The sequence below is a fragment of the Lentibacillus sp. JNUCC-1 genome (assembly GCF_009741735.1).
In the GTDB taxonomy this organism is placed as follows: domain Bacteria; phylum Bacillota; class Bacilli; order Bacillales; family Amphibacillaceae; genus Lentibacillus_B.
The window spans coordinates 406,993-432,521 of sequence record NZ_WHOH01000001.1 but is presented as its reverse complement, the minus strand read 5'-3'; the positions used below and the strand labels follow the sequence as shown (position 1 = coordinate 432,521).

The window sequence follows — 25,529 nt, the reverse complement described above, 5'->3', positions numbered from 1 at the left end:
GTTATAACTCTAAGGCGAATGTTGGAACATGTTTCATGGCATGATCAATATAGTACAATAAATCATCATGCGCCGATAAAATGTGCTGCTCGTCAAGGGAATGCTGATAAGCCTGTAAAAAAAACTGGATCTTTTTTGACAACAAGTCATCTTCTGTCCGGACCATTAATACAAGCAAATCATCCCAATGTCCCCATAAAGTATAATATAATGCTTTATCGTAATCAGGTATATCCATGCTATTGCCCTCCTTGTATCCAAGGGTTGTAAGGCGTTCGGCAAAATCAGTCACCAGAACAGGTGAATATAAATTAGCTTCCCCTTGAAACCATTATATTTACAAACAGAAAAATGGTGCCTGTGCCAATTTAAGGTTTCATGATTACAGGGCATAAAAAAAGCAGGTCCGATTCATACTAACCTCAAAACATAAAGGAGGTTTGTAATATGAAGAAATGGATCAATATAAGTTTGATGCTCGTTTTTGTGCTTGTGATTTTTGCTGCGTGTCAAAATACGGGTGATGAAGACAATATGGAACAAGGCATGTTAGATCGTGACAATGGTCGCGATGGTGTCGAGCAAACAAGATATGGGAATGACGGAAGAAATGATGCAAACGATACCGACACGCCACTCATGGACCGGAACCGTGACTCAGACATGGACAGAAACAACAGACAATTGAACAACGACCGTAATAACGGCAATAACGATAACCGCTATGAGGTTGCTGATGAAGCAGCTGACAAAATTGCGGACCAAGTAGACGGTATTGACTCTGCATATGTGCTTACAACAAATAATAACGCTTATGTCGCAGCAATGCTTGATAACGATAATAACCGTGGGAATTCACAAAAAAATAATGACCGCGGGGATGAGTTAACAGACGATGTTAAAAAGGAAATTTCAGATATCGTTAAAAAAGTCGACGGTGACATTGACAATGTTTACGTGTCAACAAACCCTGACTTTATTGATTTAACGAATAACTATATTAATGATGTGGACAGAGGAAACCCTGTGGAGGGTATGTTTGACCAAATGGGCAATATGATTGAAAGACTGTTCCCACAAAATCGTTAATAACACTGACAAGGTCCCGCCTACACAGGCGGGGCCTTTTTTAAACCCTTTAAGTCGTCATACCTCATCTCTTTGTGATAAAATAGATCAAAATCAAATGGAGGGATGTTCGATGAGTAAACAAGCAATAACGTACTTGCAAGAAAATCGTGATGCCTTACTCAATAAACTAAATGAATTTTTAAGCATTCCGAGTGTAAGTACAGATAGCGTACATAAACAGGATATTGCTGATGCGGCCAGCTTTTTAGAGACATACTTAACAGATATCGGGTTCTCCGGGGTTCAGCAAATCGATACGGGCGGTCATCCCCTGGTATTTGCTGAGTATAATGAAGCAGGACTGGATGCTCCAACGGTTTTATTTTATGGTCACTATGATGTGCAGCCCGTTGACCCAATTGATGAATGGGACAGTGATCCATTTAGGCCAGAAGTTCGAGAAGGACGCTTGTACGCAAGAGGTGCCAGTGATGACAAAGGTCAAGTCTTTATGCACCTTGCAGTATTTGAAGCGTTCATGAGAACTGAAGGCTATTTGCCGGTTAATGTGAAAGTGTGTATTGAAGGTGAGGAAGAAATCGGAAGTGAGAATTTATACCGTGTGCTTCACGAACAACAAGATCTTTTCAAAGCAGACTTTACCGTCATTTCTGATTCAGGCATGGTGGCTAAAAACCAGCCTACGATTCTTTACGGTCTAAAAGGATTTACTGGACTGGAAGTGACTGTGGATGGCCCTGACCATGATATTCACTCCGGACTTTATGGCGGTGCCGTTCGTAACCCACTCATGGCGCTGAGTCATATCCTGGCTTCAATGAAAGATGTTGATGAAATTGTCACAGTTGATGGTTTTTATGACCATGTTGAGCCATTGTCTGAAGAAGGAAGACGCTTAATCCAAGATGTTCCTGGGGAAGATTATCAAGAAACACTAAACATCCCGGAAACAGCATCAGAGAAAGGCTATACGCCTAAAGAACATACAATGGGACGACCAACTCTGGAAGTGAATGGCATGTATGGCGGGTATCAAGGCGAGGGAACGAAAACGATTATCCCTGCATCCGCCACAGCAAAATTGACATGTCGCCTTGTTCCTGGACAGGATCCCGAACAAATCCAACAGCTGCTTGAGGATCACATTCATAAAGCCGCTCCATCAGGTGTCAGTGTTCATGTGAAAAAAGAGAATTTGTCAGCCAAAGCCTATAAGGTATCACCTGACCATCCTCTTATTAAAAAAGCCGCTGAGAGCTATACAGAAGCGTTCGGGAAAGAAACGGTTTATGTGCGTATGGGCGGCTCCATACCTGTGGTAGAATGGCTTGATGCTATTTATGGTGCCCCGATTGTCTTAATGGGCTTTGGCACTCCAGATGACAGATTGCATTCACCAAATGAAAGCTTCCCGCTGGATAGTTTTGACCAAGGGATGGAAACATTGGCACACTACTGGACAAAAGTAAGCCAGAATTAACAAGGAGGAGAACGGCATGATTTACGCTGTTGTAACAGGTGTATCTCGCGGACTCGGCGCCGCGGTGGCAAAGCGATTGCTTGAAACAGGCGTCCACGTTATTGGCGTATCTCGAAAAGGCAACTCTGAATTATCCGATATAGCCACTTCAAAGGGTGTTAAATACAAGGATGAACGCTGTGATTTGTCCAATCTTGAAGAGATAGAAAAAGCATTTAACCGCATATCAGAAATACTGATGAACAACCGACCGAAGAAGCTTTATCTCATTAACAATGCTGGTGTTGTGGAACCGATTGATCACAGCATGAATATTGATCATCAGGCCTTGAAAGATCATGTGATGATTAACACTTTGGCGCCTATGGTCCTCATGAATATGAGCTTGAAATATGCCACTGAGAACGGATTAACATTTGTAGGAGCGACGGTTACCTCCGGGGCTGCTGAACGTCCCATGTATAGCTGGAGTGCTTATTGCAGTACGAAAGCCAGCATTAACATGTATACCGAAACTTTGGCGCTGGAACAGAAACAACTCAGAACAGGCCACAAAGTGTTCGCGTTTAGTCCGGGTATTATGGACACAGATATGCAAAGTGAAATCAGGAAAACTTCCGAAGAGGCATTTGCGGAGCGAGAAACATTCCGAGCCTACAAAGAAAAAGGAATGCTGCGTGCACCGGAAGAAGTAGCAGGCGTTTTGGCAGATATCATAACAAATGAGAGCAAGATCGACAGCGGCAAAATCTACAACGTTCGTGACTACTTGTCCTAACAGAACATGATAACAGGGCTTCAGAACAAAGCAATCTGCTATCCAGGCAGATTGCTTTACTATTAGGAACCCCCTTATTCCAGACCCGCTCCAAAACCCATTAACAAAAGTCGACACAAACTCCGAACTAGCGAAAACTTGGAGTAACTGCTTCTGGCAACAAACCACCACAATGACAGTATCGTGATTTGCGCTCCGGGAAGTCGCTTTCCGCGGGCACGGCCTCAGCCTCCTCGCTCGCAAAAACCGCTCGCTGTGGGGTCTTCGGACTCGTGCTGTTCCCGCAGGAGTCGACTTCCCTCCGCTCCAATCACTCTATGTTAGTCAGTGGCTTGGACGTCCCAGCACACATATTCATCCGGGACATTTATGAGCTCTAACAAAGCTCGGGAATACACGGAGACTCCAGTGGGAGGACAAGCCTCGGTGAGACCCCGGAGCGCGGTAGCGCGAGGAGGCTCAGCAGCGCCCACGGAATGCGGAGTGTTTTCCCCGAGCGGTTGCCAGGAGCAGTCATAAAATGCTTAGTTTGAGCTACCCAGTTAGTTCGCAGTCTACTTAAACTGTCTCAATGACATAAAATGTACATGAACCGAAACTTATCAACGTGCATGTTGTTCATAGAGATTAAATTCAGTGGTGATGATGATTCTTGTGATTTGTGGTACACTTTAACAGGGATATTCGTACGTTGTGATTAATTTTTATGAAAGGAAGAAGACATCAATGATAACAAGAAAAAGCAAACGGGAAATTGAAAAAATGCAGAAGGCAGGTGACCTTCTTGTTGCCTGCCATAAAGAGATAAAAAAAATGATCAAACCAGGCATTACAACAATGGAGATTGAGCAGTTTGTTGAAAAGTACTTGGCCGAACACGGGGCAACCCCTGAGCAAAAAGGCTACAGCGACTATCCATATGCCACATGTGCTTCCATCAATGATGAAATATGTCACGGATTCCCGAGAGATACCCAACTTAAAGACGGTGATATAGTAACCATAGACATGGTTGTCAATCTTAACGGCGGCTTGGCGGATTCAGCCTGGACATACGCAGTTGGGAATGTTGATGAAAAAGGAAAACAGTTAATGGACGTAACAAAGACTGCACTTTATAAAGGCATTGAGCAGGCCAAGGCCGGGAATCGAATTGGAGATATCGGCCATGCCATTCAAGCATACGCTGAAGGAGAAGGCTTTTCAGTGGTGCGTGACTTTACCGGTCATGGGATCGGACCAACCATTCACGAAGAGCCGCACATTCCACATTTTGGACTCCCAAATAAAGGACTCAGATTAAAAGAGGGCATGGCGATTACAATTGAGCCCATGATTAATGAAGGTGATTGGAAAAGCAAGATGGATGATAACAATTGGACGGCCCGAACAATCGATAAGGGACGTTCAGCCCAATACGAACATACCCTCATTGTTACAAAAGGTGAGCCCATCATTACGACCGACCAAGATCAATAAAACTTCCTTTAACCCCGCAATAGATACAATTGCGGGGTTATTTATAGAACCCATAGATCGCCGTTGGCAATTCGGTTTTAAATTTCACTACCCCACACTTTGGATTTGGTGGTTTATCTTTTTTCTGGTTTCGGATATAATGGTGTAATATTTCTAAATAATATGGTTTGTATTTATTGCAGCAAGGGGGATGAGGATGGAGAGACAGATGGCTGGAACGTCTGGTACAACTGCGAAAGATATGATAAAAAGGGGATTTTGGGTTGGGTTTCCGATCATGCTTGGATATTTGCCAATTGCCATAACATATGGGGTTCTGGCTAAACAGGCAGGGTTGTCACTTCTTGAATTAACGTCTATGAGTGCACTTGTATTTGCAGGGGCAAGTCAATTTATGGCGGCGAATATGATTGCGATTGGTGCAGGTGCAGTGGAAATCATTATCGCAACACTTGTGCTGAATTTTCGACATTTCGTCATGAGCCTATCCTACTCCAATCATGCCCGAGATATTGGACGTTCTTGGAAAGTTCCTTTATCATTAGGATTGACGGATGAAACCTTTGCCGTCTCAGCCATACATAAAGACGAAGGCAAAAAGGCTTATGGTCGCTATTTTTATGCAGCACTTATTTTAACGGCCTATTCTTCATGGGTAATTGGATCGCTGCTGGGGGGACTCCTCGGTGAAGTGATACCGCCGCGTTTAAGTGAGAGTATGGGAATTGCTTTGTACGCCATGTTCATAGGGCTCCTTATCCCTTCAGTAAAAAAAGAACTTAAAGTTGGCCTGATTGCGCTTTTTGCAATGCTTCTGAACTATTTATTTGGCTTGTATTTAAGCGAAGGATGGTCGATTGTCCTGGCTACGGTTATAAGCGGTTTTTCTGGTGTGTTTCTGCTGAAGGAGGATCAATCATGATTTTTATCATCATTTTAGGTATGGCACTTGTGACAATGATTCCCAGGATGATTCCTGCCATTATCGTTGAAAAACTAGAGTTTCGCGATTGGGTCAACAGATGGTTGAATGCGGTTCCTTATGCAGCGCTTGGTGCTCTGATTTTTCCGGGAATTATGTCTGTGAATACCGATAATCCATCCATAGGGCTGCTTGGAGGGCTTGTTGCTGTTGGTCTCGCCTTGCTTGGTCTAAATGTGATCATTGTTGTTTTTGGAGCCATTGCGACCGTTTTTCTTTTGTCCATGTAAATTAGTCTGTCAGGAGGACGTTTGATGTATACCATACGCAAAGCCCGGGATGAAGACGCTGCAGCGATTGCTGATGTTCATATCCGGAGTTGGAAAAATACCTATCAAGAGCTTATAGATGAACAGGACTTATCGAATACAACATATGAAAACCGGAAAACTTTATGGGAAACAGTGCTTCGGGTACAGAAGCCCAATCAGTGCACATTAGTGATCGAACAGGATGGAAAGATTGTAGGATTCGTTTCTGGGGGGCCTGAACGTACAAAACGATTTAAACACGATTGTGAAATCTATACGATTTATTTACTTGATGCTTATCAGAAACAGGGACTCGGAACTCGCTTGTTGAAAGCTTTTGCCACAGAAATGAAAGCGTTTGGCTTTAGTTCTTTGCTCGTCTGGATCTTAACACAGAATCCATCCAGCCGGTTTTATGAGCGATACAAGGCAGAGCCTGTTGGAAAAGAAGCAACAACAATTGGAGAAGGCACATATCAAGAAACAGCATACGGCTGGGATACACTGGATGAATTGCTTCATATGCTGAATCAGCCGGTGTAAATACGAAGAATAAGAGCGAAGGCAGATACTGCCTTCGCTCTATGTTTTTGGCTTTTTTTCAAATGGTTCGATGTGTATATGAGCGTGTGAAACCCCGTGTTTATCTTCCAGCAGCTGCTCTACACGCATAGTAATATCATGACTTTTTTTCACGTTCATTTCTGGATCAACGAGAATGGTAATATCAATTAGTGGCATATTTCCATGAATCCGACCTTTAACATCTTCCACTTTCTTCACATCAGAAACTTGTGCAATGCTTTCTTCTATTTCCCTTATCAACTGTTCATCAAATCCGTCTGTTAAAGCATGGGCGGAGTCACTGAAAATATCCCAAGCTGTTTTACAAATGATCAGTCCAACGATCAGCCCTGTCAGTGGGTCAAGCCAGAATATACCAAACTGTGCCCCTGTGATTCCAAGAAAGGCACCAATACTCACCAAGGCATCTGAACGATTATCTTGTGCAGCAGCATGCAGTGAAGTGCTGTCAACTTTACGGGATAAATTCAAGTTAAATCTGTAAACGGCATACATGGTAATTGCGCCGCCGAGAGCGACCCAAGTTGCCAGCATGCTTGGTTGTGTATGACCAGAAACAAACAACTTTTGCACGGTATTTACAATGACCTGTAAACCAACGGCTGCCATAACAAACCCAGCGAATAAGGAAGCAATTGTTTCTGCACGGTAGTGCCCATAGTGATGATCTTCATCAGGGGGGCGCCGGGAGATTCTCAGCCCGATGAGGACTGCGACGGAGGCAATAACATCGGTAGCATTGTTCAACCCGTCAGCTCTTAAAGCATGGGATTGTCCAACATATGATATAAAAATTTTTGCGAATGCCAGTATTAAGTAGGCGATAATACTGACCCAAGCGCCTCTTTCCCCTTTTTTTAAGTCATCAGCCCTATTCATAAATGTGACCTCCATCTCAATTCCTAAGTGCATCATATAGTGTATCAGACCGTTTCATGGTGGGTCGAGAGAAACATTGAAGCCCTGAGTTACACTTCTTGGTCTGAGTCAAACTTAATCACCACTGGAAAAAATTCGGTCTTTCCAGCGAGCATAAAACGAGCGCGAGTGTGCATAGTAATCATAGTTTAAAGTAAAGGATGCATGGCATATGACACATACCAATCAGTCCGGTGTGGATCAGGATAAAAGAAGATGGGCAATCATTTCTTTAGCTTCCATACCGTTGATTATGACGCTTGGCAATTCAATGCTGATTCCAATTTTGCCGCTTATGGAAAAGGAACTCGGCATTACTGCACTGCAATCAAGTTATATTATCACTGCCTATTCAATCGTCGCCATTATTCTGATACCTATTGCCGGGTTCTTATCAGATCGGTACGGCCGGAAAGTCATCATTGTTCCAGCGTTGATTATCACTGGCATTGGCGGTCTGGTAGCAGGAGTTGCTTCCTGGAAAATGGATGATCCATTCATGGTGATTTTACTTGGAAGGATCCTGCAAGGTGTTGGATCTTCCGGAGCGGCCCCAATTGTTCTTCCACTTGTTGGAGATATGTTTCAGCGGGATGAAGATGCAAGTTCTACTATGGGCATTATCGAAACGTCCAACACGGCCGGCAAAGTTCTCAGTCCCATTCTTGGGTCACTTCTAGCACTGGTCGTATGGTTTTTGCCATTCCTGTCCATTCCGGTATTCAGTCTTATATCTGTTTTGCTGGTTATATTTTTAATAAAAGCAAGTGATGATCAGGGTGAGGAAGAAGAGCCATTTACATTTAAAAAATATCTTCAATTAATTAAAGATGTATTTGCTGAACATGCCAGATGGCTGGTGGCCGTCTTTATAATCGGTGCCATATTAATGTTTATATTGTTTGGCTTTTTGTTTTATTTATCCAGTGTTCTTGAAGATCAGTATGGATACACAGGGGTATGGAAGGGTTTAATGCTGGCTGTTCCGTTGCTCGCTCTTGCAGTAGCATCATACATTTCCGGAAAAAAAATAAAAGACGATCTGAAAGTAATGAAGTGGATCACATTTATCGGTATTATCCTGGCAGGTAGTGCAGTGGTTTTAATTCCTCTTAAAGCTTCACCTGTATATTTGCTGGCCATTTTCTTTGTTTGCGGAACAGGCATAGGCATGTCGCTGCCTGCACTTGATGCTTTAATTACAAAGAGTCTTGAGAAAGATGTGAGAGGCATTGTAACTTCAATTTACAGTGCAATGCGTTTCATAGGTGTTGCAGCAGGCCCGCCGGTCATTGCGTTTTTAATGACAAAAGAAATTGCATGGATTGCTGGTTTGCTTGCGGTGTTTGCACTTGGAGCGGGGTGGCTCGCATACAGAAATATTAAACCATAGCAAATTGCAAAGTTTTTTCTAGGTAAAACACACATTTTTGCTTTTTATGCTTGCAATTATTCTAAACATTAAGCATAATGGTAAAAAGGGACCAAAGGGGTGTGTGCCATGCCAAAACAAACAGCAATTTGCACGTACGTTCGTTACACTGGTCCGATGATTCGGGCGAGACGGGAGATCCCGTACGAACTGCAAGTGTCAGCCCGATTGATTATGGATGAACTATGTTTTAATTGGAACAAAGCATATTTGGAAGAAGAAATTAACAAAGCGATTGATCATGGAGACCGAGAACGCTTTATAGAGTTAGGGTTACAATACAAACCTTTTATACGGGAGTAATGCTTTTGGACGTCTTGCTGCATCCTGGCAAGACGCTTTTTCTGTGCTCGAAATATAATGCGGTTACATATAGGGGGAAACAGCATGCGGGGTCATGAGAATATATTATTGCGACAGAACAAGATTATGATTTACATACTCGTCTTTTCAGTTTTACTCGGATTTACAGCGGAAATCGTTGTCGGGGCACCTAAAGAAAACATTTGGGCAATTGGTGGCGGCGGAGCCATTTGTATAGCTTTTTTAACGTTTCTACAAGTAAAGCAAAGACTGCTTGATCTTATTCCATATCTGGCCATTGTGTTCATTGGGGTGGTTTCACTTATTGTGATTATGAGCTCTAATTATGTAACAAATATGCTGTTTGTGTTTTTTATATTGGCTGTTTCAGCTATTTCTCTTTCAGCAAGAACGCTGGCAACCGGGGGCGTATTAGGACTTTTGCTGCTGGCATTTTTTGTTTCTGAAAAAGGGGAAGCGTTAGGCTTCACAGGGAGAGCAGCAACAATTACGATCGTTTTTTATGTCCTGATATTTGCCGTTCTTTTCATGCAGGTTAAAACTGCCCGTAAACTTTTGCTGGCGTCGGAAACGGCTATAGAGGAAGGAAAGAAGAGAGAGGAGCTGCTGCAGCATCAGCAAAAACTGATGGAAGAAAGTGCTGTAGCTGTTCAGCAGCAGATGGCAACGATGGAAAAAGACAGTACAGATTATACACATTCAATGAATGAAATGCTTGCAGCTTTTAGCGATATTGCGGCGGCAAGCCAGCAGCAGGCAGATGGTGCAACACATATTTCATCAGAAACCAATCAAACAAATTCACGTTTGGATAAGATGCTTGGTTCTTTTGCAAGAAGTACACAAGACGGAAAAGAATTGATCGACTTATCGCAAGCAGGGGAATCCTCTCTCAATAAACTTACTCATACTATGTCTGGTTTCCACCAGTCGTTTAACGAATTGCATAAAAATATGGAACAGCTTGTTAAACATATGAAAGAAAACAGTCAGTTTACAGCCGATATTCAAAGCATTGCAGAACAGACAAACCTCCTTGCACTGAATGCCAGTATTGAGGCGGCGAGAGCAGGGGAGGCCGGAAATGGTTTCACGGTTGTTGCCAAAGAAGTAAGGAAGCTTGCTGAAGTTTCACAGCAAACAGCCGAGTTGATCCGCAACAATTTAAATGCTGTCGAAGAAGATGCCTTGAATGTTCGCGAAGAAATGGTACATAACACACATCAGTTAAACGAAAGTCAGACATATATATCAGAAGCCAGGAATAACTTCGAACATATCACAAAACAGCTGATAAATTTCATTCAATATCTGGGTTATTTGCAAAAGCAAGCAACGGAGATTCAGTCAGCATCGCAATCTATTGACGGATCTGTTGATCAGTTGGCTTCGTTGATTGAGGAAACCACCGCAACGATAGAAGAACTGGCAGCAGTTGTTCATCAGCAGGTAGACCGGATGAACCATTTATCACGCGCTATTGAGGAAACAAATCAAACCGCGGCTGCGTTGCAAACATAAAATGCGTCAAGATGAAAACCAGACATGGATCACCATTTAATCATGGTTTTTGTTATGCTTAAACATGAATATAAATAAAAGGGGTGAATTAATTGGAGAGAAACAAAAAGACCAAATTTAGTTGGATCCTGTACGATTTTGGTAACTCGGCTTTTGCAACAACAATCATGGCTGCGGTATTGCCAACATTTTATTATGATGTCGCTGCTAAAGGCTTGGGAGAATCACAGGCTGCAAGTTATTGGGGATATTCTCAATCCATTGCTGTTTTAATTGTAGCAATCCTCGCTCCGATATTAGGCGCAATCAGCGACTACTCAGCCGCCAAGAAAAAGTTCCTGCGTTTTTTTGCTTACATGGGGATTATTGCGAGTATCCTATTGGCTTTCGTAGGTGAAGGTGATTACCTGTTTGCATCGATCTTACTGATTGTGGGCACTATTGGTTTCTCAGGTGGTAATGTGTTTTATGATGCCTTTCTGCCCGAAATTGCAGGAGAAGAAGAAATAGACAAGGTGTCAACTGCTGGCTTCGCATGGGTTATATTGGGGGCGGCCTGCTTTTGGCTATTAATGTGTTAATGATTCTGAAGCATGACTGGTTTGGATTGCCAAGCGTCACGGCGGCGAGTCAGGCTGCTTTTGCTTCTGTCGGCGTATGGTGGTTTGTTTTTTCCATTCCGCTCTTCAAGCATATTCGTGAAGAAAAGAAAACGGCAGTTAAACGGGAACGTTCCTATATCGCGATTGGTTTTTCACGGGTGGGAAACACGTTTAAGGAAATCAAGCAATACAAGCAATTGCTGATTTTTCTCTTGGCATTTTGGATGTATAATGACGGGATCTCAACGATTATTAAGATGGCCACTATTTATGGCAAAGATATTGGTATTGATACGAATTCATTAATTATTGCACTTTTAATCACACAATTTGTCGGGATTCCCTGTACGTTCTTCTTTGGTTATCTGGCCAATAAAATAACGGCTAAACGTGCACTTTTTCTTGCCTTATACGTCTATTTAGGGATTGTCGTACTCGGGTATTTCATGTCATCGGCGCTACATTTTTACTTACTGGCCATTTGTGTTGGTCTTGTTCAAGGCGGTGCACAGTCATTAAGCCGTTCAATATACGGCCGGTTAGTCCCAGCTAATAAACATGCTGAGTTCTTCGGATTTTATGGCATATCGTCAAAGTTCGCGGCAATTGTTGGGCCGTTTGTCTTTGCACTCGTCGGGCAGTTAACCGGATCAAGCAGACTTGGAATCATGTCACTGATTTTCTTCTTTATTGGCGGCATTATTTTACTCAAATTTGTCGATATTGATAAAGGGGTACGAGAAGCTGCATCACAAACTTCATGGTCCGATCGAACGGAGATCAATCCTAAATGATGAAAGCAAAACATCCGGTTGTCAGTATGACGACCGGATGTTTTTGACTTTATACAATGGGCCTGCAGTATCGGTTTTCCAGGTTTAAATCAAGTGGTTCACCTGTATCGTATGAGATATTTCCTATCATACTCTGAAGTCTTTGTTCAGATGCTTTGCTATGTGCGCGCCAGTACATGAGGATTTCTGTCATAATGGCAATGCCTTCATCCCTGCTCTTACAATACAGGTCCACAAAGCTCTCTGTATGGTATTCATTAGTGGCGGAGTGATACCATGGCTGATGATTCAAGTTTAAGTAATCCACTTCACCTTTGATTGGACGATGGGAATACGGCCCGACCACTGACTTAAAAAAGGTGTTTTTCCATCCAATAGGATCTTTCAAAAGCTTAAGTGCCAGCTTCATATCTTTGTATGATTTTTGAATGTAGTTTGTGTCCTGAGCCGGTAGCTCTGTATAATAAGCTCGCATCGTGTTGTCCAATAAAAAGACGATGTCATCCGGCAAATTTTTTCCAACATCAATTTCTTTATAAACAGGGGCTTTCCACGTTTTAAGCTTGTGGTATTTTTCCATCATGATGGTATCAATAATCACTTCAAGTTTTTGGTGGTCACTGCCGGCATATCCCGCCTTGTAGTGAATGTAGGGGTGTGTATTACGATCAAGGATATGATGTGTCACAAAGCCAAAAATATATGCACGGACATGAGGTTTCATGTCTTTAGCTTTCTTGATTAAATCCATTAAAATGGGGCCGCATTGCTCAGTGTGGAGTTTGTTCCCGATATTTTTGACAGGATCGTTTTTAATCCATGGCCAGAAATTATGATAAAAGAAAGGGTCTGGACCTTGAGCTCCTAATTTCATAAATGTATCATACTGCATAAAAGGATTTGGATTGTCAATCGAATCGATGACATCTTCACAAAAAAGCATATGGGTCCATATATTAGGCATCACGAAAACCTCCTCTCGTGCTATTCTTGTCTGTATTATAATAGATACGACATGTACTGACTACCAGAAAAAGGCACGAATTTGTGTCAGAACGAACACGTTGTATTTATCCTTTAACCAAAAGTTTGGTACAATGTTGTTGGGTATACAACATACAAAGGGAGGATCACATTATGGATTATCGGAGTGAACATGATACGTTTGGAGAAGTGAAAGTACCGGCAGATAAATTCTGGGGAGCCCAGACGCAACGCAGTAAACAAAACTTTCCAATCGGTAACGAAACTATGCCTATTGAGATTGTAAAAGCTTTTTCAATCCTTAAAAAAAGCGTGGCCAAGGTAAACTACGACCTGGGAATTTTGGAAAAAGAGAAAGCAGATGCCATTGCATATGCAGCAGACAAAATTCAAAAAGGTGAACTGAATGAACATTTTCCGCTTGTTGTCTGGCAAACAGGCAGCGGCACGCAGTCCAATATGAACGTAAATGAAGTCATTGCATATGTCGGGAATGAGTGGCTGAAAGAACAGAATAGCGATTTAAAGCTTCATCCGAATGATGATGTCAATAAATCACAAAGTTCAAATGATACATATCCGACAGCAATGCATATTTCCTTTGTTTTGAAGCTGGAACAAGATGTCTTGCCGGGTGTAAAGCAAATTAAGGCGACTTTGAAAGAAAAAATGGATGCTTTCATGGATATCGTAAAGATCGGAAGAACCCACCTTCAGGATGCAACTCCATTAACACTCGGCCAAGAAATCAGCGGCTGGCACCGGATGCTGGAAAAGTCTGAACGGATGGTTCAGGAAAGCCTGACTTATTTGCGCGAATTGGCTATTGGCGGCACAGCTGTTGGGACAGGATTGAATGCGCATCCTGAATTGTCTGAGCGTGTTTGTGAAACGATAAGTACTGAAACAGGTACTAATTTCATATCTGCTCCAAATAAATTTCATGCATTGACAAGCCATGATGAAACAGTTCATGCCCATGGTGCATTAAAGGCCCTTGCTGCTGATTTGATGAAGATTGCCAACGATGTGCGCTGGCTTGCAAGCGGACCACGTTGCGGAATCGGTGAGATTACGATACCGGCAAATGAGCCTGGAAGTTCAATTATGCCTGGCAAAGTTAACCCGACACAAAGTGAAGCTGTTACGATGGTTTCTGCTCAGGTTATGGGGAACGATGCGACCATCGGATTTGCTGCAAGTCAAGGGAATTTTGAACTGAATGTATTCAAACCTGTGATCGCTTATAATTTCCTGCAATCCTGTCAGATCCTTGCTGATAGTATGCTATCTTTTGATGAACGGTGTGTGCAGGGGATTGAACCCAATCAGGAAAAGATTGATCAATACCTTAACGATTCTTTGATGCTTGTTACAGCTTTGAATCCGCACATCGGGTATGAAAATGCTGCGAAAATAGCTAAAACGGCTTTTGAAGAGCAAAAAACATTAAAAGAAACTGCTGTTGAATTAGGTCTGTTAACCGAGGACCAGTTTGAAGAATATGTTAACCCAAAAGAAATGACTTATCCAAAATAATGCCATGCACGTCACCTCTTTAGTCTAGGGACCGATTGTCAACTTACACACTATTTACCAGTTAATATATGTGATAAGTTTTTGGGTTCTGCAGACAATATGGTTACAGGAGGTGATAAGACATGGCAAACAATAATTCAAACCAGTTGGTCGTACCTGGTGCACAGCAGGCTCTTGACCAAATGAAAACAGAAATTGCCCAGGAGTTCGGTGTAAGCCTTGGTCCTGACACGACTTCCCGTGCAAACGGTTCAGTCGGTGGTGAAATCACTAAGCGTCTTGTTCAAACTGCACAGCAGCAAATGGGTGGACAATATTAATTGAGTTATGTAACTGAATAGCGAATGGCTATAAAAGGAGGGCAAAACGCCCTCCTTTTTCAAATGGAATAAACTCCATCACAATTTAAGTAAACTGCGAACTAACTTATGACTGCCCCATGCAGCCGCTCGGGGGAAACACTGCGCTTTCCGCGGGCGCTGCTGAGCCTCCTCGGTCTGCCGACCTCCGGGGTCTCATCGAGGCTTTGCATCCCGCAGGAGTCTCCGTGTTTCCCCCGAGCTAGGTGTGGAATGCTCACCTTCTTTCTCTTGCGTAAGCAGAATGGTTGGAGGTGTGAATGCGCATATAGGAGCTGGGATCCCTTATAAACGGAAATAAATGCTCATAAGCAAGCCGTGGTTACGCATAAATCGAAATTAATATGCATAAGTGGACCTAGTACTAACTGCTAAAGAAGTGTTTACGTTCTTACTTGAATTTTGAGCAGAACCGTCCAAACACCACTTTAATATATAGTGATTGGAGCGGAGGGAAGTCAACTTCTGCGGGAACAGCACGAGTCTGAAGACCCCACAGCGAGCGGTTTTTGCGAGCGGGGAGGCTGAGGCCGTGCCCGCGGCTAGAAGACACTGTGAAAGTGTCCTTCTTGAACAGATGTTGCACTTGAGCTGTGATAAAGTTAAAGCGACTTCCCGCAGCGGAAATCACGACCCTCTCATCTTAAGTATAGCCAAGTTTTCTCTGGTTCGTAGTTTGTGTCAATTGTGTCATAGGTCGGGTTTTTTGAAGGTGTGATAATTATAATGAAAAAAGAGACGGTGGGCCGTCTCTTTTTTGGTGTTTATCGGATTCTTAATTCTGTTTCGGGATCGAAGAAGTGTACGCGGTTCATGTCGAGGGCGAGGTCGATTGAGTCGCCGCCGTCGATGTCGGTTCTTGAGTCAATGCGGGCTACGAAGTCCTGTTCGTCTACTTTGGAATAAAGGAATGATTCGGAACCCATGAGTTCAGCGACATCAATGTCTGCTGTGATTTTTGTTTCTGGAGATGAATTGATAAATGCCAGTTCGTCGTGAATGTCCTCAGGACGGATTCCAAGTATAACGTCTTTATTAACAAAGTTTTGTTCACGCAGCATCTTCATCTTGCCTTCAGGTACTTTAATACGCAGATCCCCCATTAAAAAGTATCCTTCTTCCAATTTTCCGGTTAGGAAGTTCATGGACGGGGAACCAATGAAGCCACCGACAAAGACATTCTCAGGGAGGTCGTAAACTTCTTTTGGAGCTCCAACCTGCTGAATAATACCATCCTTCATAACAACAAGGCGCGTGGCCATGGTCATTGCTTCTGTCTGGTCGTGTGTCACATAGATCGTTGTTGTTTGCAGACGGCGGTGCAATTTTTGAATTTCAGCACGCATTTGCACACGTAACTTTGCGTCCAGGTTTGATAACGGTTCGTCCATGAGGAAGACCTTGGCGTCACGAACAATAGCCCGGCCAAGTGCAACACGCTGGCGCTGACCACCAGAAAGTGCTTTTGGTTTTCTGTCCAAATACCCTTCCAATCCGAGTATTTTGGCGGCGTTATCAACGCGTTCTTTAATTTCATCCTTTTTAAACTTACGGAGCTTAAGACCGAATGCCATGTTATCGTAAACGTTCATGTGTGGATAGAGCGCATAGTTCTGGAATACCATCGCAATATCACGGTCTTTAGGAGCAACATCGTTCATTTTCTTGTCATCAATATACAATTCACCTTCTGAAATTTCTTCAAGTCCGGCCACCATACGCAATGTGGTTGATTTACCGCACCCTGAAGGCCCGACGAATACGATGAACTCCTTGTCTTTAATATGTAAATCAAAATCATTCACCGCAACGACGTCTTTGTCGAATACTTTTTTAATTTTATCTAATCTCAGTTCAGCCATTGTAATCCCTCCAAGTTGTTCTGATTTTATTGTACAACAGCCAATGGAGGGGGTAAATGGACAATGTGCACGAACTATGTAAGCGTTTTTTGTGCATGTGTTCCAGTCTTCGTTTTAGTGTATTTTATTAGCCAATAGAGCCAAGTGGACACTGACGGCCTCAGGGAACTGCCGAATGTCAATCCCTGTTTTTTCTATAAACTTGTCCAATCGATATTGTAGACTGTTACGGTGCATATAAAGCTTTTTAGCTGTAGTCGAAACATTCATATTGCAGCTCACAAAGGCACCTAATGTCTTAAGCATGTCTGGATCTTCCGCAAACTCACCGAGGACAGCTTGTTCAATTAATTGCTGTTTTTTCATAGACAAGTGGTTCAGCAGAACAGCAGGCAAAGCTTCCGTATATGACAACACAGCTTGATCAGATGATTGAAAAGCTGTTTCTGCTGCGACAATAATATTGTTGTAAAGGTCTGGTGCGGTCGTATAATCTGTTGTAATCGGGCCCACGAAAAAGTGGAGTTTCATGTATAAATCACTCATAAGAATGTCAATTATCTGCTCATATGAAATGGCTTCTTCACCATTTTCGACGGGAGATTCAATTAAAACGCCAGAGTAATCCGTAATCCATAGCATTGGTATTTCCTTATTAAACAGTTCTTGTATGGCTTCTTTAAATACATCCGGATGAATTCGATCTGGAGGAAAAGCAAAATATACAAATCGATAAGATTGCTTATTATTATTGACTGTTTCTTTCCGGGAGCGCCGATGGACCAGATCATTCCAAAAGCGTTCATTTGCTGTCATGTTCGGCAATACGGGATTTACTGTTTTCATAAATGTGGCAAGATACATGGAATCACGTTCCGTCAGTGCCGCTTTTGGAAACCCAAGCACTTCTTCTGCAGGTGTTTTAAACCACTCATACGCTTCGTAGGCAACGTCAGGCTGATCAGCGATATCGACAAGTTCAGGAAACAATTTTTGTAAATTTGCTTTCATATTTAATCGATCCTTTATGCGGGTTTTATGATGTCAGTATACCAGTTGTAACTGTGAATAGGAATTGATGTTATTGGTATACATCAATTCCTGCCTTTGTTATAGTATGTTTAGTGTTCGTATTTCGGCCGGTATAAACGAATTTTCATGTTTTGAAAACATTTGGACGGATACTTTCACCTGCCAAACAAAAGAACGAAGGAGGATGCATTATGGCTAATATTACAGAACGTGCGCACGATCTTGAACAAGCCATCAGAGACAGCGAGGAATTTCAGGCGCTTCAGTCTGCCTTTGAAGTTGTTATGCAAGATGATATCGCGCGCAACATGTTTCATGAGTTTCGCAACACGCAAATGACACTTCAGGAAAAACAAATGATGGGCGAAGATATAACAGAAGAAGAAGTGCAAAACGCCAAACAAGTGGTTGAGCGTGTTCAACAGCATGAAGGCATTTCAGCACTGATGGAAAAGGAAGAACAAATGAATCAGGTTGTTAACGAAATCAGCCAGATCATTACTAAGCCCCTGGAAGACCTTTACGGAACACAAGCTGAAAATGAAAACAACTAATCATTTATGAAAAAAGCACCCGCAGAAAATTACTTCTTGCGGGTGTTTTCTATATGGAGTAGAAACTTTTATCGTTATATACACGTAAAGAAGAAGGAGACTATAGAAAATAGGGGGATAAGGATGGTTGATGAGAAAGTATTGTCACTTGAAGACTTAACGATGACATTTCCTGGAAAAACAGTGTTAAAAGGCATTAACCTGGACGTGTACAGGGGACAAATAATAGGCTATATTGGCCCCAATGGTGCGGGAAAGAGTACAACGCTGAAGATCATGCTTGGTCTTTTGGACGGTTATAAAGGCCATGTTGAAATACTCGGCCAAGATATTGCCAAGAGTGATCATACATACAAACGTAAAATCGGCTATGTGCCTGAGAACGCGGATCTTTACGACAACCTCACCGCTTGTGAGTATCTGGTGTTCTCTGGAGAATTGTATGGTTTAGCTCGAGAAAATGCTGAAACTAAGGCCCGTCAACTGCTAAATGAATTTGACATGCTCGATGTATGTGACACGCGTTTATCTTCTTTTTCAAAAGGGATGCGACAAAAAGTGCTGTTGATTTCGAGCTTACTTCATGACCCGGATTTGATTTTCCTTGATGAGCCCTTGAACGGCTTGGATGCTAACAGTGTCATGGTTGTTAAAGATGTACTCGAGCAGTTGGCAGCCAAGGGGAAAACGATTTTTTATTCCTCTCATATTATGGATGTCGTTGAGAAGATCAGTAATCGCATCGTATTGATTGTTGATGGGCAGATCAAGGCAGATGGCTCATTTGAAGAGTTAAGGGAACAGAGCAAGGCAGGCTCACTGGAAGCTGTATTTAATGAATTGACAGGGTTTAACGAACATAAAGAAACTGCCCGTAAATTCGTGGATATTATCATGGACGGTGCTGCCGATGCAGAACTTTAAAATACTTCAGCTGCTCGATTTAATCAGTGGGATCTTTAAGGCTCTGAAAATTGATTATCCAACGATGCGCAAAATTCTCCAAGTTAAATTGACGATGGATCAACGCCGTGTTCCAACAATGTTTCAAGCGAACATGACAGAGAAAAAGGAAAAGGATAATCAATTACTCAAATCACTTGGAATATATGTGCTTTATGGCTTGATATTGGTGCCTTTTTTGTTTTTAGGGGATTACTATTTTGAAATGAGCCTTTTTTTCGGTGTGTCAATGTTTATTTTAATGACATCACTGATTTCTGATTTCTCCTCAGTGCTTTTGGATGTTCGTGATAAAACATTGCTCAATACAAAGCCTGTGGATGAGCGGACGGTTAATGCTGCTAAATTCGTTCACGTCGTTATATATATCAGCCAATTGACTGGTGCATTTTTATTTATACCATTAATCGTAGCGATTTTTGCTAAAGGGATATTGTTTTTCCTTTTATTGATCGCAGAAATCGTTTTACTCGTTTTGTTTGTGGTGGCTTTAACAGCTTTGATCTATATCTATATACTGCAGTTTTTTACAGCAGAGAAATTGCGGGACATTATCAATTATGTACAAATCTTGTTGTCCGTCAGCATTGTAATAGGGTATCAGATTGTGATCCGCATGTTTGAATTCACCGATATGAATTTTGTCTATACGTTCGAATGGTGGCATGTGGTACTTCCGCCAATTTGGTTTGCCGGGCCATTTGATCTGTTTTTCCAGAGTAACCAATCAGGCGCAGCTGGTTTAATGACTGTATTAGCGATTGTCGTACCGATTAGTGCGTTCATGTTATATTACCGTCTTGTACCTTCGTTTGAAAGGAATTTGCAAAAACTGATGTCAAGTTCCTCCACCAGCAAAGGATCACGCTGGAATTTATCAGATTTATGGGCACGGATGCTTTGTCGCTCAAGGGAAGAGCAGTCGTTTTTCCGTTTTTCAGCCTCAATGATTAAGCGGGAACGTGATTTCAAATTGCGGGTATACCCATCACTTGGCATGGCGCTCGTCTTTCCATTCATTTTTCTGATGAATTTTGTAAGTATGGAGTCTTTTGATGCGCTTCGAGAGAGTAACATGCATTTTAATATTTATTTTACTGCGATTGTCATTGGGCCGGTTGTATACATGCTAAGACACTCCAGCAGATATAAAGGAAGTTGGATATTTTTCGCAAGTCCAATTAAAAATAAATCAATGTTCTACAGTGCGACTCTAAAGGCGTTTCTTATTTTATTATATTTTCCAGTTTATTTCGTAGTTGCAATTGCTTTTGTATGGATTTTCTCCGGTCGGATCATACCAGACTTAATCGCCGTTGCTATCGCTATTATCTTGCAGACGCTGATTTCTTATAAGCTGACGAATAATGATGTTTTTCCATTTTCAAGGCCATTTGAAACAGCACAACAGGCCGGGAGCACTATGAAGTTCTTTTTGATGATGTTTTTTACGGGGATATTTTTCGTTTTCCACTGGCTGTCATCGAAAATTGATTATGGTGTGTATATTTATATAGCCATTTTACTAATTGCTACAATCGTAAGTTGGAAAATGGTATTCCGACAGAAAAAGATGTTAATTGATATGTGAAGCAAAAAATCGGGTGAGTAGACATCCGATTATTTTGTTCATATAAATAAACGGAAATGTCTGATTTGACAAATGGGTTTGTGTTCAGCTATAGTGAATTCAACAAGGTTGAATAAAAGTAAACAGTGATGAATATAAATACAAGTAGCAATATATCTTTTTTAGCAAAGCTTAGGGGTGGGAGCAGCTATTTTGTAAGCGAATTCAAAAAAGTGAGGAGGGGTTTTGTGGGACGTTTGCCTGAATTTGTTCAAGTAAAGGAAGTCGGACCAAGAGATGGCCTGCAAAATGAAAAAAAGCAGGTGTCCACGGCAGATAAAGTGGCATGGATTGATATGCTATCTGACTCCGGCGTTAAAGAAATAGAATACTCATCTTTTGTTCATCCAAAATGGGTGCCGCAATTATCAGATGCGCATGATGTAGGGCGTCAAATTAAACGGCGGGAAGGTGTGAGATACTCAGCGCTTGTTCCAAATATGAAAGGTCTTGAATTGGCACTTGAAACAGGAATTGATGGGGCATCTGTTTTTATGTCTGCCAGTGAAACTCATAACAAAAAAAATATTAATAAAACCATTAGCCAAACTTTTCCTGTTCTGGGTGAGGTGATCAAGGAAGCTAAGTCAGCCGGGAAGCACGTTACTGGCTATGTCTCTACTGTCTTTGATTGTCCATATGAAGGAAAAATTAAACCTGATGCAGTCATAAGAGTCTGTGACGAGCTGCTCGAAGCAGGTGTAGATGATTTATCTCTTGGGGACACGATCGGAACCGCTGTGCCATCAGAGGTCGAAACCCTATTGGACACTGTCATGCAGCGGTATTCGAAGGACAGAATTATTATGCATTTTCATGATACACGTGGGATGGCAATAGCGAATATCATGGCATCATTAAGATATGGTATTACACGTTTTGACAGCTCAGTTGGTGGTCTGGGCGGATGTCCATTTGCTCCCGGAGCTGCTGGAAATGTAGCAACGAATGATGTTTTGTATCTTTTACACGGGATGGGTATTAAAACGGGTATAGATGAACGAAGCATGCAGGAAGCAGCGCTTATGATGCAGAATAAATTGGGAAAGACATTACCCAGTAAATCGCTCGCTTCTGCCCTCGCTCAGGAGTAACAGGGGATGATAGATGCGGGTAAGAGAGACAGCTGATTTGCTGGGGCCGGCTATACCAGCGAGCCTGGAGAATATGAGCCAGTCTGTTGATGTGACGGAATGACCGTACTCAATAGGCTGGCTTGTAGTTTAAATTGACGCATGTTGCTCACTCCTCTATGATATAGATTATAATTCTATTCGAGATAAAGGGTTGGGAAGGGGGAATCACCATCAATCTACAACACATCGGAACAAAAATAAAACAAGCACGACAACGCAGTAAACAAACACAGCAGCAAATCGCCGACCAATGCGGCATTTCCAAAAGCTTATTATCGAAAATAGAGAATGGACAAACAGCCTCAGCTGTCGCTACTTTATCCAAGATTTCTGAGGCACTGGAAATCCCCTTATCCTGGGTACTTGATGATCAGCCTGAAACAGATCTTGTTTTATTGGAACAATCCAAACGACAGCATGTAATCGGTGATGAGCATATGGGTTACTCCTATGAATTGTTGGCTAAATCACGTTTTTCTTCTGTAGAACCAACGATTGTACATGTTACACCGAAAGACCAGAACGTGCGCCATGATCCTTACACACATACCGAAGATGAGTTTATTTATATTTTGCAGGGGACGATCGAATTATTTTATGACGACGATACATATGAAATGAGCCAAGGAGATACAGCCTATTTTAAAGGCAGTAAACCTCATTTATTTGTCCCAGTGGATAACATCGGAGCAAAAGTATTAACAATATTTATAGAAAACCCCTAACCAACAAGAAGCGTATCCCAAACGCTTCTTTTTTACGTCCCTAACCCCCCTTCCCCTAAAGTACAGTAGACACAACCTGCGAACTAATGAAAACTTGAATGACTGCTTCTGGAAACTAACCACTACAATGAGAGCGTCGTGATTTCCGATGCAGGAAGTCGCTTTAACTTTATCACAGCTCAAGTGCGACATCTGTTCAAGAAACCCACTTTCACAGTGTCTTCTAGCCACTGGCACGGCCTCAGCCTCTTTGCCCCGGCAAGGGGTATGTCGACGTTGCCCGCAAAGGGCGGTCTTAGTCGACCCTCCTTAATGTACTCGCTGTGGGGTCTTCAGACTCGTGCTGTTCCCGCAGGAGTCGACTTCCCTCCGCTCCAATCACTCTATGTTATTAAGTGGCATGGACGGTTTTACTCACATAAGAGTTAGAGAATAACCTCTCATATCTAGCTCGGGGAAAACACGGAGACTCCCGTGGGAGCAAAAGCCTAGATGAGACCCCACAGCGCGCAGCGCGAGGAGGCTCATCAGCGCCCACTGGACGCGGAGTGTTTTCCCCGAGCGGTTGCCAGTGGCATTCATTAGATCTGTCTAGTTAGTTCGCAGTTTACTTAAACTTAGGAGTTGGGGAGTGTTGTCTAGAGTCGTCCTCTTTTGGAGGGTGGGGTTGTTGGTTAGAAATTGAATATGTGGTAAAATATTTATACTATTTTCTTGAAATTCGTTTGGGCACAGGGGGTATTTTGAATGAGGCGTTCTGGAGTCATCTTTATCTTGAGTTTGATGCTTACAGGTTGTTTGGGTCATGATAACGAGCCTTTATCAAAAGAACACACCGCTCCTGAGAACACTGAGGAGAAAACCGCGTCCAATCAAAAAGTCTCGTCTGAAGTAACTCCTGTTAAACTGACCTCTTATGCAGAACGTGCCGGATTAAAGCTTGATTCCCCATTACAAGACCCAATGGAGGTCAACACAGGCTTTACGCTTTCTGGTGAATTGAGAGATGTGCCAAAAACTGATTCGCCTGTGTATATTTGGGTTAAAGTAATACCAAAAGCAATCATAGATGACCTTGACGATGAGAACTTTCATTATTACATCCCCATTGAAGATGGGAAGTTTTCCACTCAAGTTAATATGCATCACGGTGCTGGAGATTATCAAGTTTCGATTCTGATTCCAAGCTCAAAAAAAGAAGAAGCAGATCAGTATTATGATGGCGCTAAGTTTACTGTAAAAAATAAAGATCAGGAAATTGGGCGCGATATCCTGTATCACGAACTGGCCTTTGTAAACGGATTAACAATTACGACACCAGAAAAAGGTATGATCACTTCAGATGATGGCACATTTGCATTGAAAGGTCGGGTAGGAAACCCTTCTCCTGGTGAGGAACTGGTTGTTGAAATGTACAAAGGAGAGGAAAGTGAATTGGTGGTATTGCCCCTTTATGACGGCTATTTCGAGGAACAGATTCCATTATATCTTGGTAAAGGACGGCACCATATTAAGTTGTTTACCCTATATAAAGAGGATGATAATTATTATGAAACGGCTTCATTTTTCATAGATAATCAGTCTGATATTGACTTTGCCGAGTTTCAAAAAAGCGAACTCTACTTGGCAAGCGGAGTGGCTTTAGAAGAGCCAAGTCTTCACAAAGAAGCCTTAATTGATGAGGCCATTTATCCAATTTCAGGAAAAGTTGTACCGGAAGCCCCATTATCCAGCGATGTGGATTATGTGATTGCCACTGTGGTGCTTCTTGATGAAGAATTAGAAGCCAATTACCTGATACCTGTTGAAAACGGGCGGTTTTCAGGGGAGGCGTATTTTCGGTTTGGTCCGGGGGAATATGAGGTTATATTCAGCATTCCTGATGTTGAAAAGGGGGATGATCCTTCTGCCTATCATTATCAGCCGATTGCACACTTCACTCATACAGTTGCCGATGTGCCCGATCACCGCGATCTTTTGCCGTCCTGGGGAATCCAGTCTGAACATCCTGCTATTAAGCAATGGGCTGAAGAATTAACGACTGGCAAAAAGGATGACCGATCTAAAGCAAAAGCGATTTATCGTTTTGTTGCACAACATATTGCTTATGATGTGGATAAAGCAGAACAAAATACTTTCAGAGCTGATGACAGTGCGCTCTCTGCGCTCGAATCCGGCACTGGCGTCTGTCAGGATTATGCATATCTTGCAACAGCCTTATTGCGTGCGGCAAATATAAAAGCACATTATGTGACAGGTGAAGCAGTCGAGCGTCATGCTTGGGTGGAAGCTTTTATAAATGGGGAGTGGATTGAGATGGACCCGACATGGGGAGCGGGTTATGTAGAAAATAACACGTTTTATCCGGCGTATACGGAGGTCTATTTTGATCCTGATCCTGAATTGTTGGCAGAAACCCATACCAGAACAGGCATTATTTATTGATCCAGGTGTATGAATCAACTTAAAGGGGTATAGTTTGAAATGCTGTTTTATGAATAACGAGA

The 25,529-nt window shown here is 42.3% G+C and carries 23 protein-coding genes and 2 pseudogenes; 20 read left to right on the top strand and 5 right to left on the bottom strand.

The window, feature by feature from the left end; all coding sequences use genetic code 11:
* Window position 1 precedes the first annotated feature (1 nt).
* Window positions 2-238 (bottom strand): YhdB family protein, encoded by a 237-nt coding sequence (locus tag JNUCC1_RS02100; RefSeq protein WP_156643781.1) that lies wholly within the window; start codon window positions 236-238, stop codon window positions 2-4.
* Window positions 239-447: 209 nt separating this feature from the next.
* Here JNUCC1_RS02100 and JNUCC1_RS02095 point away from each other — a divergent pair, with 209 nt between their 5' ends.
* From JNUCC1_RS02095 to JNUCC1_RS02065, 7 genes are all read left to right on the top strand, one after another.
* On the top strand, window positions 448-1,089 hold the full coding sequence (locus JNUCC1_RS02095; protein WP_156643780.1) for a YhcN/YlaJ family sporulation lipoprotein: 642 nt from the start codon (window positions 448-450) through the stop codon (window positions 1,087-1,089).
* A 112-nt stretch (window positions 1,090-1,201) separates the two neighbouring features.
* On the top strand, window positions 1,202-2,572 hold the full coding sequence (locus JNUCC1_RS02090) for a dipeptidase (RefSeq protein WP_156643779.1): 1,371 nt from the start codon (window positions 1,202-1,204) through the stop codon (window positions 2,570-2,572).
* 16 nt (window positions 2,573-2,588) lie between these two features.
* A complete protein-coding gene (locus JNUCC1_RS02085; RefSeq protein WP_156643778.1) occupies window positions 2,589-3,350 on the top strand; it encodes a (S)-benzoin forming benzil reductase in 762 nt (253 codons plus the stop codon).
* A gap of 726 nt (window positions 3,351-4,076) precedes the next feature.
* Window positions 4,077-4,829, top strand: a complete 753-nt coding sequence (gene map / locus JNUCC1_RS02080; RefSeq protein WP_156643777.1) for a type I methionyl aminopeptidase — start codon at window positions 4,077-4,079, stop codon at window positions 4,827-4,829.
* A gap of 196 nt (window positions 4,830-5,025) precedes the next feature.
* A complete protein-coding gene (locus JNUCC1_RS02075) occupies window positions 5,026-5,751 on the top strand; it encodes an AzlC family ABC transporter permease (protein ID WP_231746946.1) in 726 nt (241 codons plus the stop codon).
* Window positions 5,748-6,041: an AzlD domain-containing protein gene (locus tag JNUCC1_RS02070; RefSeq protein WP_156643776.1), complete on the top strand. Its 294-nt coding sequence runs from the start codon at window positions 5,748-5,750 to the stop codon at window positions 6,039-6,041. The genes JNUCC1_RS02075 and JNUCC1_RS02070 overlap by 4 nt, the downstream gene beginning before the upstream one ends.
* 24 nt (window positions 6,042-6,065) lie before the next feature.
* Complete coding sequence (locus JNUCC1_RS02065) at window positions 6,066-6,605, top strand: GNAT family N-acetyltransferase (protein WP_156643775.1); 540 nt, start codon at window positions 6,066-6,068, stop codon at window positions 6,603-6,605.
* Window positions 6,606-6,644: 39 nt separating this feature from the next.
* On the opposite strand, the gene JNUCC1_RS02060 is transcribed toward JNUCC1_RS02065, so the two are convergent.
* Window positions 6,645-7,526 (bottom strand): cation diffusion facilitator family transporter, encoded by an 882-nt coding sequence (locus tag JNUCC1_RS02060; protein ID WP_156643774.1) that lies wholly within the window; start codon window positions 7,524-7,526, stop codon window positions 6,645-6,647.
* A gap of 211 nt (window positions 7,527-7,737) precedes the next feature.
* On the opposite strand from JNUCC1_RS02060, the gene JNUCC1_RS02055 reads away from it, so the two are divergent.
* The 4 genes and pseudogenes from JNUCC1_RS02055 to JNUCC1_RS02040 all read left to right on the top strand — a co-directional run bounded on the left by JNUCC1_RS02055 (window position 7,738) and on the right by JNUCC1_RS02040 (window position 12,238).
* A complete protein-coding gene (locus tag JNUCC1_RS02055) occupies window positions 7,738-8,958 on the top strand; it encodes an MFS transporter (RefSeq protein WP_156643773.1) in 1,221 nt (406 codons plus the stop codon).
* A gap of 108 nt (window positions 8,959-9,066) precedes the next feature.
* Window positions 9,067-9,300 carry an IDEAL domain-containing protein gene (locus JNUCC1_RS02050; protein ID WP_156643772.1) on the top strand — a complete coding sequence of 78 codons (234 nt, stop codon included), beginning with the start codon at window positions 9,067-9,069 and terminating at the stop codon, window positions 9,298-9,300.
* 84 nt (window positions 9,301-9,384) lie between these two features.
* Window positions 9,385-10,842, top strand: coding sequence for a methyl-accepting chemotaxis protein (locus JNUCC1_RS02045; protein ID WP_197431599.1), 1,458 nt, complete (start codon window positions 9,385-9,387; stop codon window positions 10,840-10,842).
* A gap of 92 nt (window positions 10,843-10,934) precedes the next feature.
* Window positions 10,935-12,238: pseudogene (locus tag JNUCC1_RS02040) on the top strand (MFS transporter).
* Window positions 12,239-12,287: 49 nt separating this feature from the next.
* On the opposite strand, the gene JNUCC1_RS02035 reads toward JNUCC1_RS02040, so the two are convergent.
* Window positions 12,288-13,202, bottom strand: a complete 915-nt coding sequence (locus JNUCC1_RS02035) for a zinc dependent phospholipase C family protein (RefSeq protein ID WP_156643770.1) — start codon at window positions 13,200-13,202, stop codon at window positions 12,288-12,290.
* 173 nt (window positions 13,203-13,375) lie between these two features.
* Here JNUCC1_RS02035 and fumC point away from each other — a divergent pair, with 173 nt between their 5' ends.
* Both fumC and JNUCC1_RS02025 read left to right on the top strand, forming a co-directional pair.
* A complete protein-coding gene (fumC, locus tag JNUCC1_RS02030; protein ID WP_156643769.1) occupies window positions 13,376-14,761 on the top strand; it encodes a class II fumarate hydratase in 1,386 nt (461 codons plus the stop codon).
* A 122-nt stretch (window positions 14,762-14,883) separates the two neighbouring features.
* Window positions 14,884-15,081 (top strand): alpha/beta-type small acid-soluble spore protein, encoded by a 198-nt coding sequence (locus JNUCC1_RS02025; RefSeq protein ID WP_156643768.1) that lies wholly within the window; start codon window positions 14,884-14,886, stop codon window positions 15,079-15,081.
* A gap of 803 nt (window positions 15,082-15,884) precedes the next feature.
* Here the strand turns inward: JNUCC1_RS02025 and JNUCC1_RS02020 are convergent.
* Entirely contained in the window at window positions 15,885-16,982 is a 1,098-nt protein-coding gene (locus tag JNUCC1_RS02020; RefSeq protein WP_156643767.1) for an ABC transporter ATP-binding protein, read from the bottom strand.
* 114 nt (window positions 16,983-17,096) lie between these two features.
* Complete coding sequence (locus tag JNUCC1_RS02015; protein WP_156643766.1) at window positions 17,097-17,993, bottom strand: PucR family transcriptional regulator; 897 nt, start codon at window positions 17,991-17,993, stop codon at window positions 17,097-17,099.
* A gap of 212 nt (window positions 17,994-18,205) precedes the next feature.
* On the opposite strand from JNUCC1_RS02015, the gene JNUCC1_RS02010 reads away from it, so the two are divergent.
* The 7 genes and pseudogenes from JNUCC1_RS02010 to JNUCC1_RS01985 all read left to right on the top strand — a co-directional run bounded on the left by JNUCC1_RS02010 (window position 18,206) and on the right by JNUCC1_RS01985 (window position 25,467).
* Complete coding sequence (locus JNUCC1_RS02010; RefSeq protein ID WP_156643765.1) at window positions 18,206-18,568, top strand: YlbF family regulator; 363 nt, start codon at window positions 18,206-18,208, stop codon at window positions 18,566-18,568.
* A 123-nt stretch (window positions 18,569-18,691) separates the two neighbouring features.
* Window positions 18,692-19,492 carry an ABC transporter ATP-binding protein gene (locus JNUCC1_RS02005; RefSeq protein WP_156643764.1) on the top strand — a complete coding sequence of 267 codons (801 nt, stop codon included), beginning with the start codon at window positions 18,692-18,694 and terminating at the stop codon, window positions 19,490-19,492.
* Window positions 19,479-21,122, top strand: coding sequence for a hypothetical protein (locus JNUCC1_RS02000; RefSeq protein WP_156643763.1), 1,644 nt, complete (start codon window positions 19,479-19,481; stop codon window positions 21,120-21,122). The genes JNUCC1_RS02005 and JNUCC1_RS02000 overlap by 14 nt, the downstream gene beginning before the upstream one ends.
* A 227-nt stretch (window positions 21,123-21,349) precedes the next feature.
* The gene (locus JNUCC1_RS01995) at window positions 21,350-22,255 is read left to right on the top strand and encodes a hydroxymethylglutaryl-CoA lyase (protein ID WP_331713564.1); all 906 of its coding nucleotides are present in this window, start codon (window positions 21,350-21,352) and stop codon (window positions 22,253-22,255) included.
* Between the two features lie 167 nt (window positions 22,256-22,422).
* A pseudogene (locus tag JNUCC1_RS18905) lies at window positions 22,423-22,653 on the top strand (helix-turn-helix domain-containing protein); the annotation flags it as partial.
* Between the two features lie 39 nt (window positions 22,654-22,692).
* Window positions 22,693-23,022 (top strand): cupin domain-containing protein, encoded by a 330-nt coding sequence (locus tag JNUCC1_RS18420; protein WP_231746945.1) that lies wholly within the window; start codon window positions 22,693-22,695, stop codon window positions 23,020-23,022.
* 747 nt (window positions 23,023-23,769) lie between these two features.
* The gene (locus JNUCC1_RS01985) at window positions 23,770-25,467 is read left to right on the top strand and encodes a transglutaminase domain-containing protein (RefSeq protein WP_156643761.1); all 1,698 of its coding nucleotides are present in this window, start codon (window positions 23,770-23,772) and stop codon (window positions 25,465-25,467) included.
* Window positions 25,468-25,529: the final 62 nt, after the last annotated feature.

Excerpts from the sequence above, each read along its gene's own strand:
- JNUCC1_RS02015 (WP_156643766.1), bottom strand. The coding sequence starts at position 17,993 with ATGAAAGCAAATTTACAAAAATTGTTTCCTGAACTTGTCGATATCGCT.
- JNUCC1_RS02055 (WP_156643773.1), top strand. The coding sequence starts at position 7,738 with ATGACACATACCAATCAGTCCGGTGTGGATCAGGATAAAAGAAGATGG.
- JNUCC1_RS02060 (WP_156643774.1), bottom strand. The coding sequence starts at position 7,526 with ATGAATAGGGCTGATGACTTAAAAAAAGGGGAAAGAGGCGCTTGGGTC.
- JNUCC1_RS01985 (WP_156643761.1), top strand. The coding sequence starts at position 23,770 with ATGAGGCGTTCTGGAGTCATCTTTATCTTGAGTTTGATGCTTACAGGT.
- JNUCC1_RS02075 (WP_231746946.1), top strand. The coding sequence starts at position 5,026 with ATGGAGAGACAGATGGCTGGAACGTCTGGTACAACTGCGAAAGATATG.
- JNUCC1_RS02000 (WP_156643763.1), top strand. The coding sequence starts at position 19,479 with ATGCAGAACTTTAAAATACTTCAGCTGCTCGATTTAATCAGTGGGATC.
- JNUCC1_RS02095 (WP_156643780.1), top strand. The coding sequence starts at position 448 with ATGAAGAAATGGATCAATATAAGTTTGATGCTCGTTTTTGTGCTTGTG.
- JNUCC1_RS02020 (WP_156643767.1), bottom strand. The coding sequence starts at position 16,982 with ATGGCTGAACTGAGATTAGATAAAATTAAAAAAGTATTCGACAAAGAC.
- JNUCC1_RS02025 (WP_156643768.1), top strand. The coding sequence starts at position 14,884 with ATGGCAAACAATAATTCAAACCAGTTGGTCGTACCTGGTGCACAGCAG.
- JNUCC1_RS02035 (WP_156643770.1), bottom strand. The coding sequence starts at position 13,202 with ATGCCTAATATATGGACCCATATGCTTTTTTGTGAAGATGTCATCGAT.
- map (WP_156643777.1), top strand. The coding sequence starts at position 4,077 with ATGATAACAAGAAAAAGCAAACGGGAAATTGAAAAAATGCAGAAGGCA.
- JNUCC1_RS02065 (WP_156643775.1), top strand. The coding sequence starts at position 6,066 with ATGTATACCATACGCAAAGCCCGGGATGAAGACGCTGCAGCGATTGCT.
- JNUCC1_RS02050 (WP_156643772.1), top strand. The coding sequence starts at position 9,067 with ATGCCAAAACAAACAGCAATTTGCACGTACGTTCGTTACACTGGTCCG.
- JNUCC1_RS02005 (WP_156643764.1), top strand. The coding sequence starts at position 18,692 with ATGGTTGATGAGAAAGTATTGTCACTTGAAGACTTAACGATGACATTT.
- JNUCC1_RS02010 (WP_156643765.1), top strand. The coding sequence starts at position 18,206 with ATGGCTAATATTACAGAACGTGCGCACGATCTTGAACAAGCCATCAGA.
- JNUCC1_RS02070 (WP_156643776.1), top strand. The coding sequence starts at position 5,748 with ATGATTTTTATCATCATTTTAGGTATGGCACTTGTGACAATGATTCCC.
- JNUCC1_RS02085 (WP_156643778.1), top strand. The coding sequence starts at position 2,589 with ATGATTTACGCTGTTGTAACAGGTGTATCTCGCGGACTCGGCGCCGCG.
- JNUCC1_RS02045 (WP_197431599.1), top strand. The coding sequence starts at position 9,385 with ATGCGGGGTCATGAGAATATATTATTGCGACAGAACAAGATTATGATT.
- fumC (WP_156643769.1), top strand. The coding sequence starts at position 13,376 with ATGGATTATCGGAGTGAACATGATACGTTTGGAGAAGTGAAAGTACCG.
- JNUCC1_RS02100 (WP_156643781.1), bottom strand. The coding sequence starts at position 238 with ATGGATATACCTGATTACGATAAAGCATTATATTATACTTTATGGGGA.
- JNUCC1_RS02090 (WP_156643779.1), top strand. The coding sequence starts at position 1,202 with ATGAGTAAACAAGCAATAACGTACTTGCAAGAAAATCGTGATGCCTTA.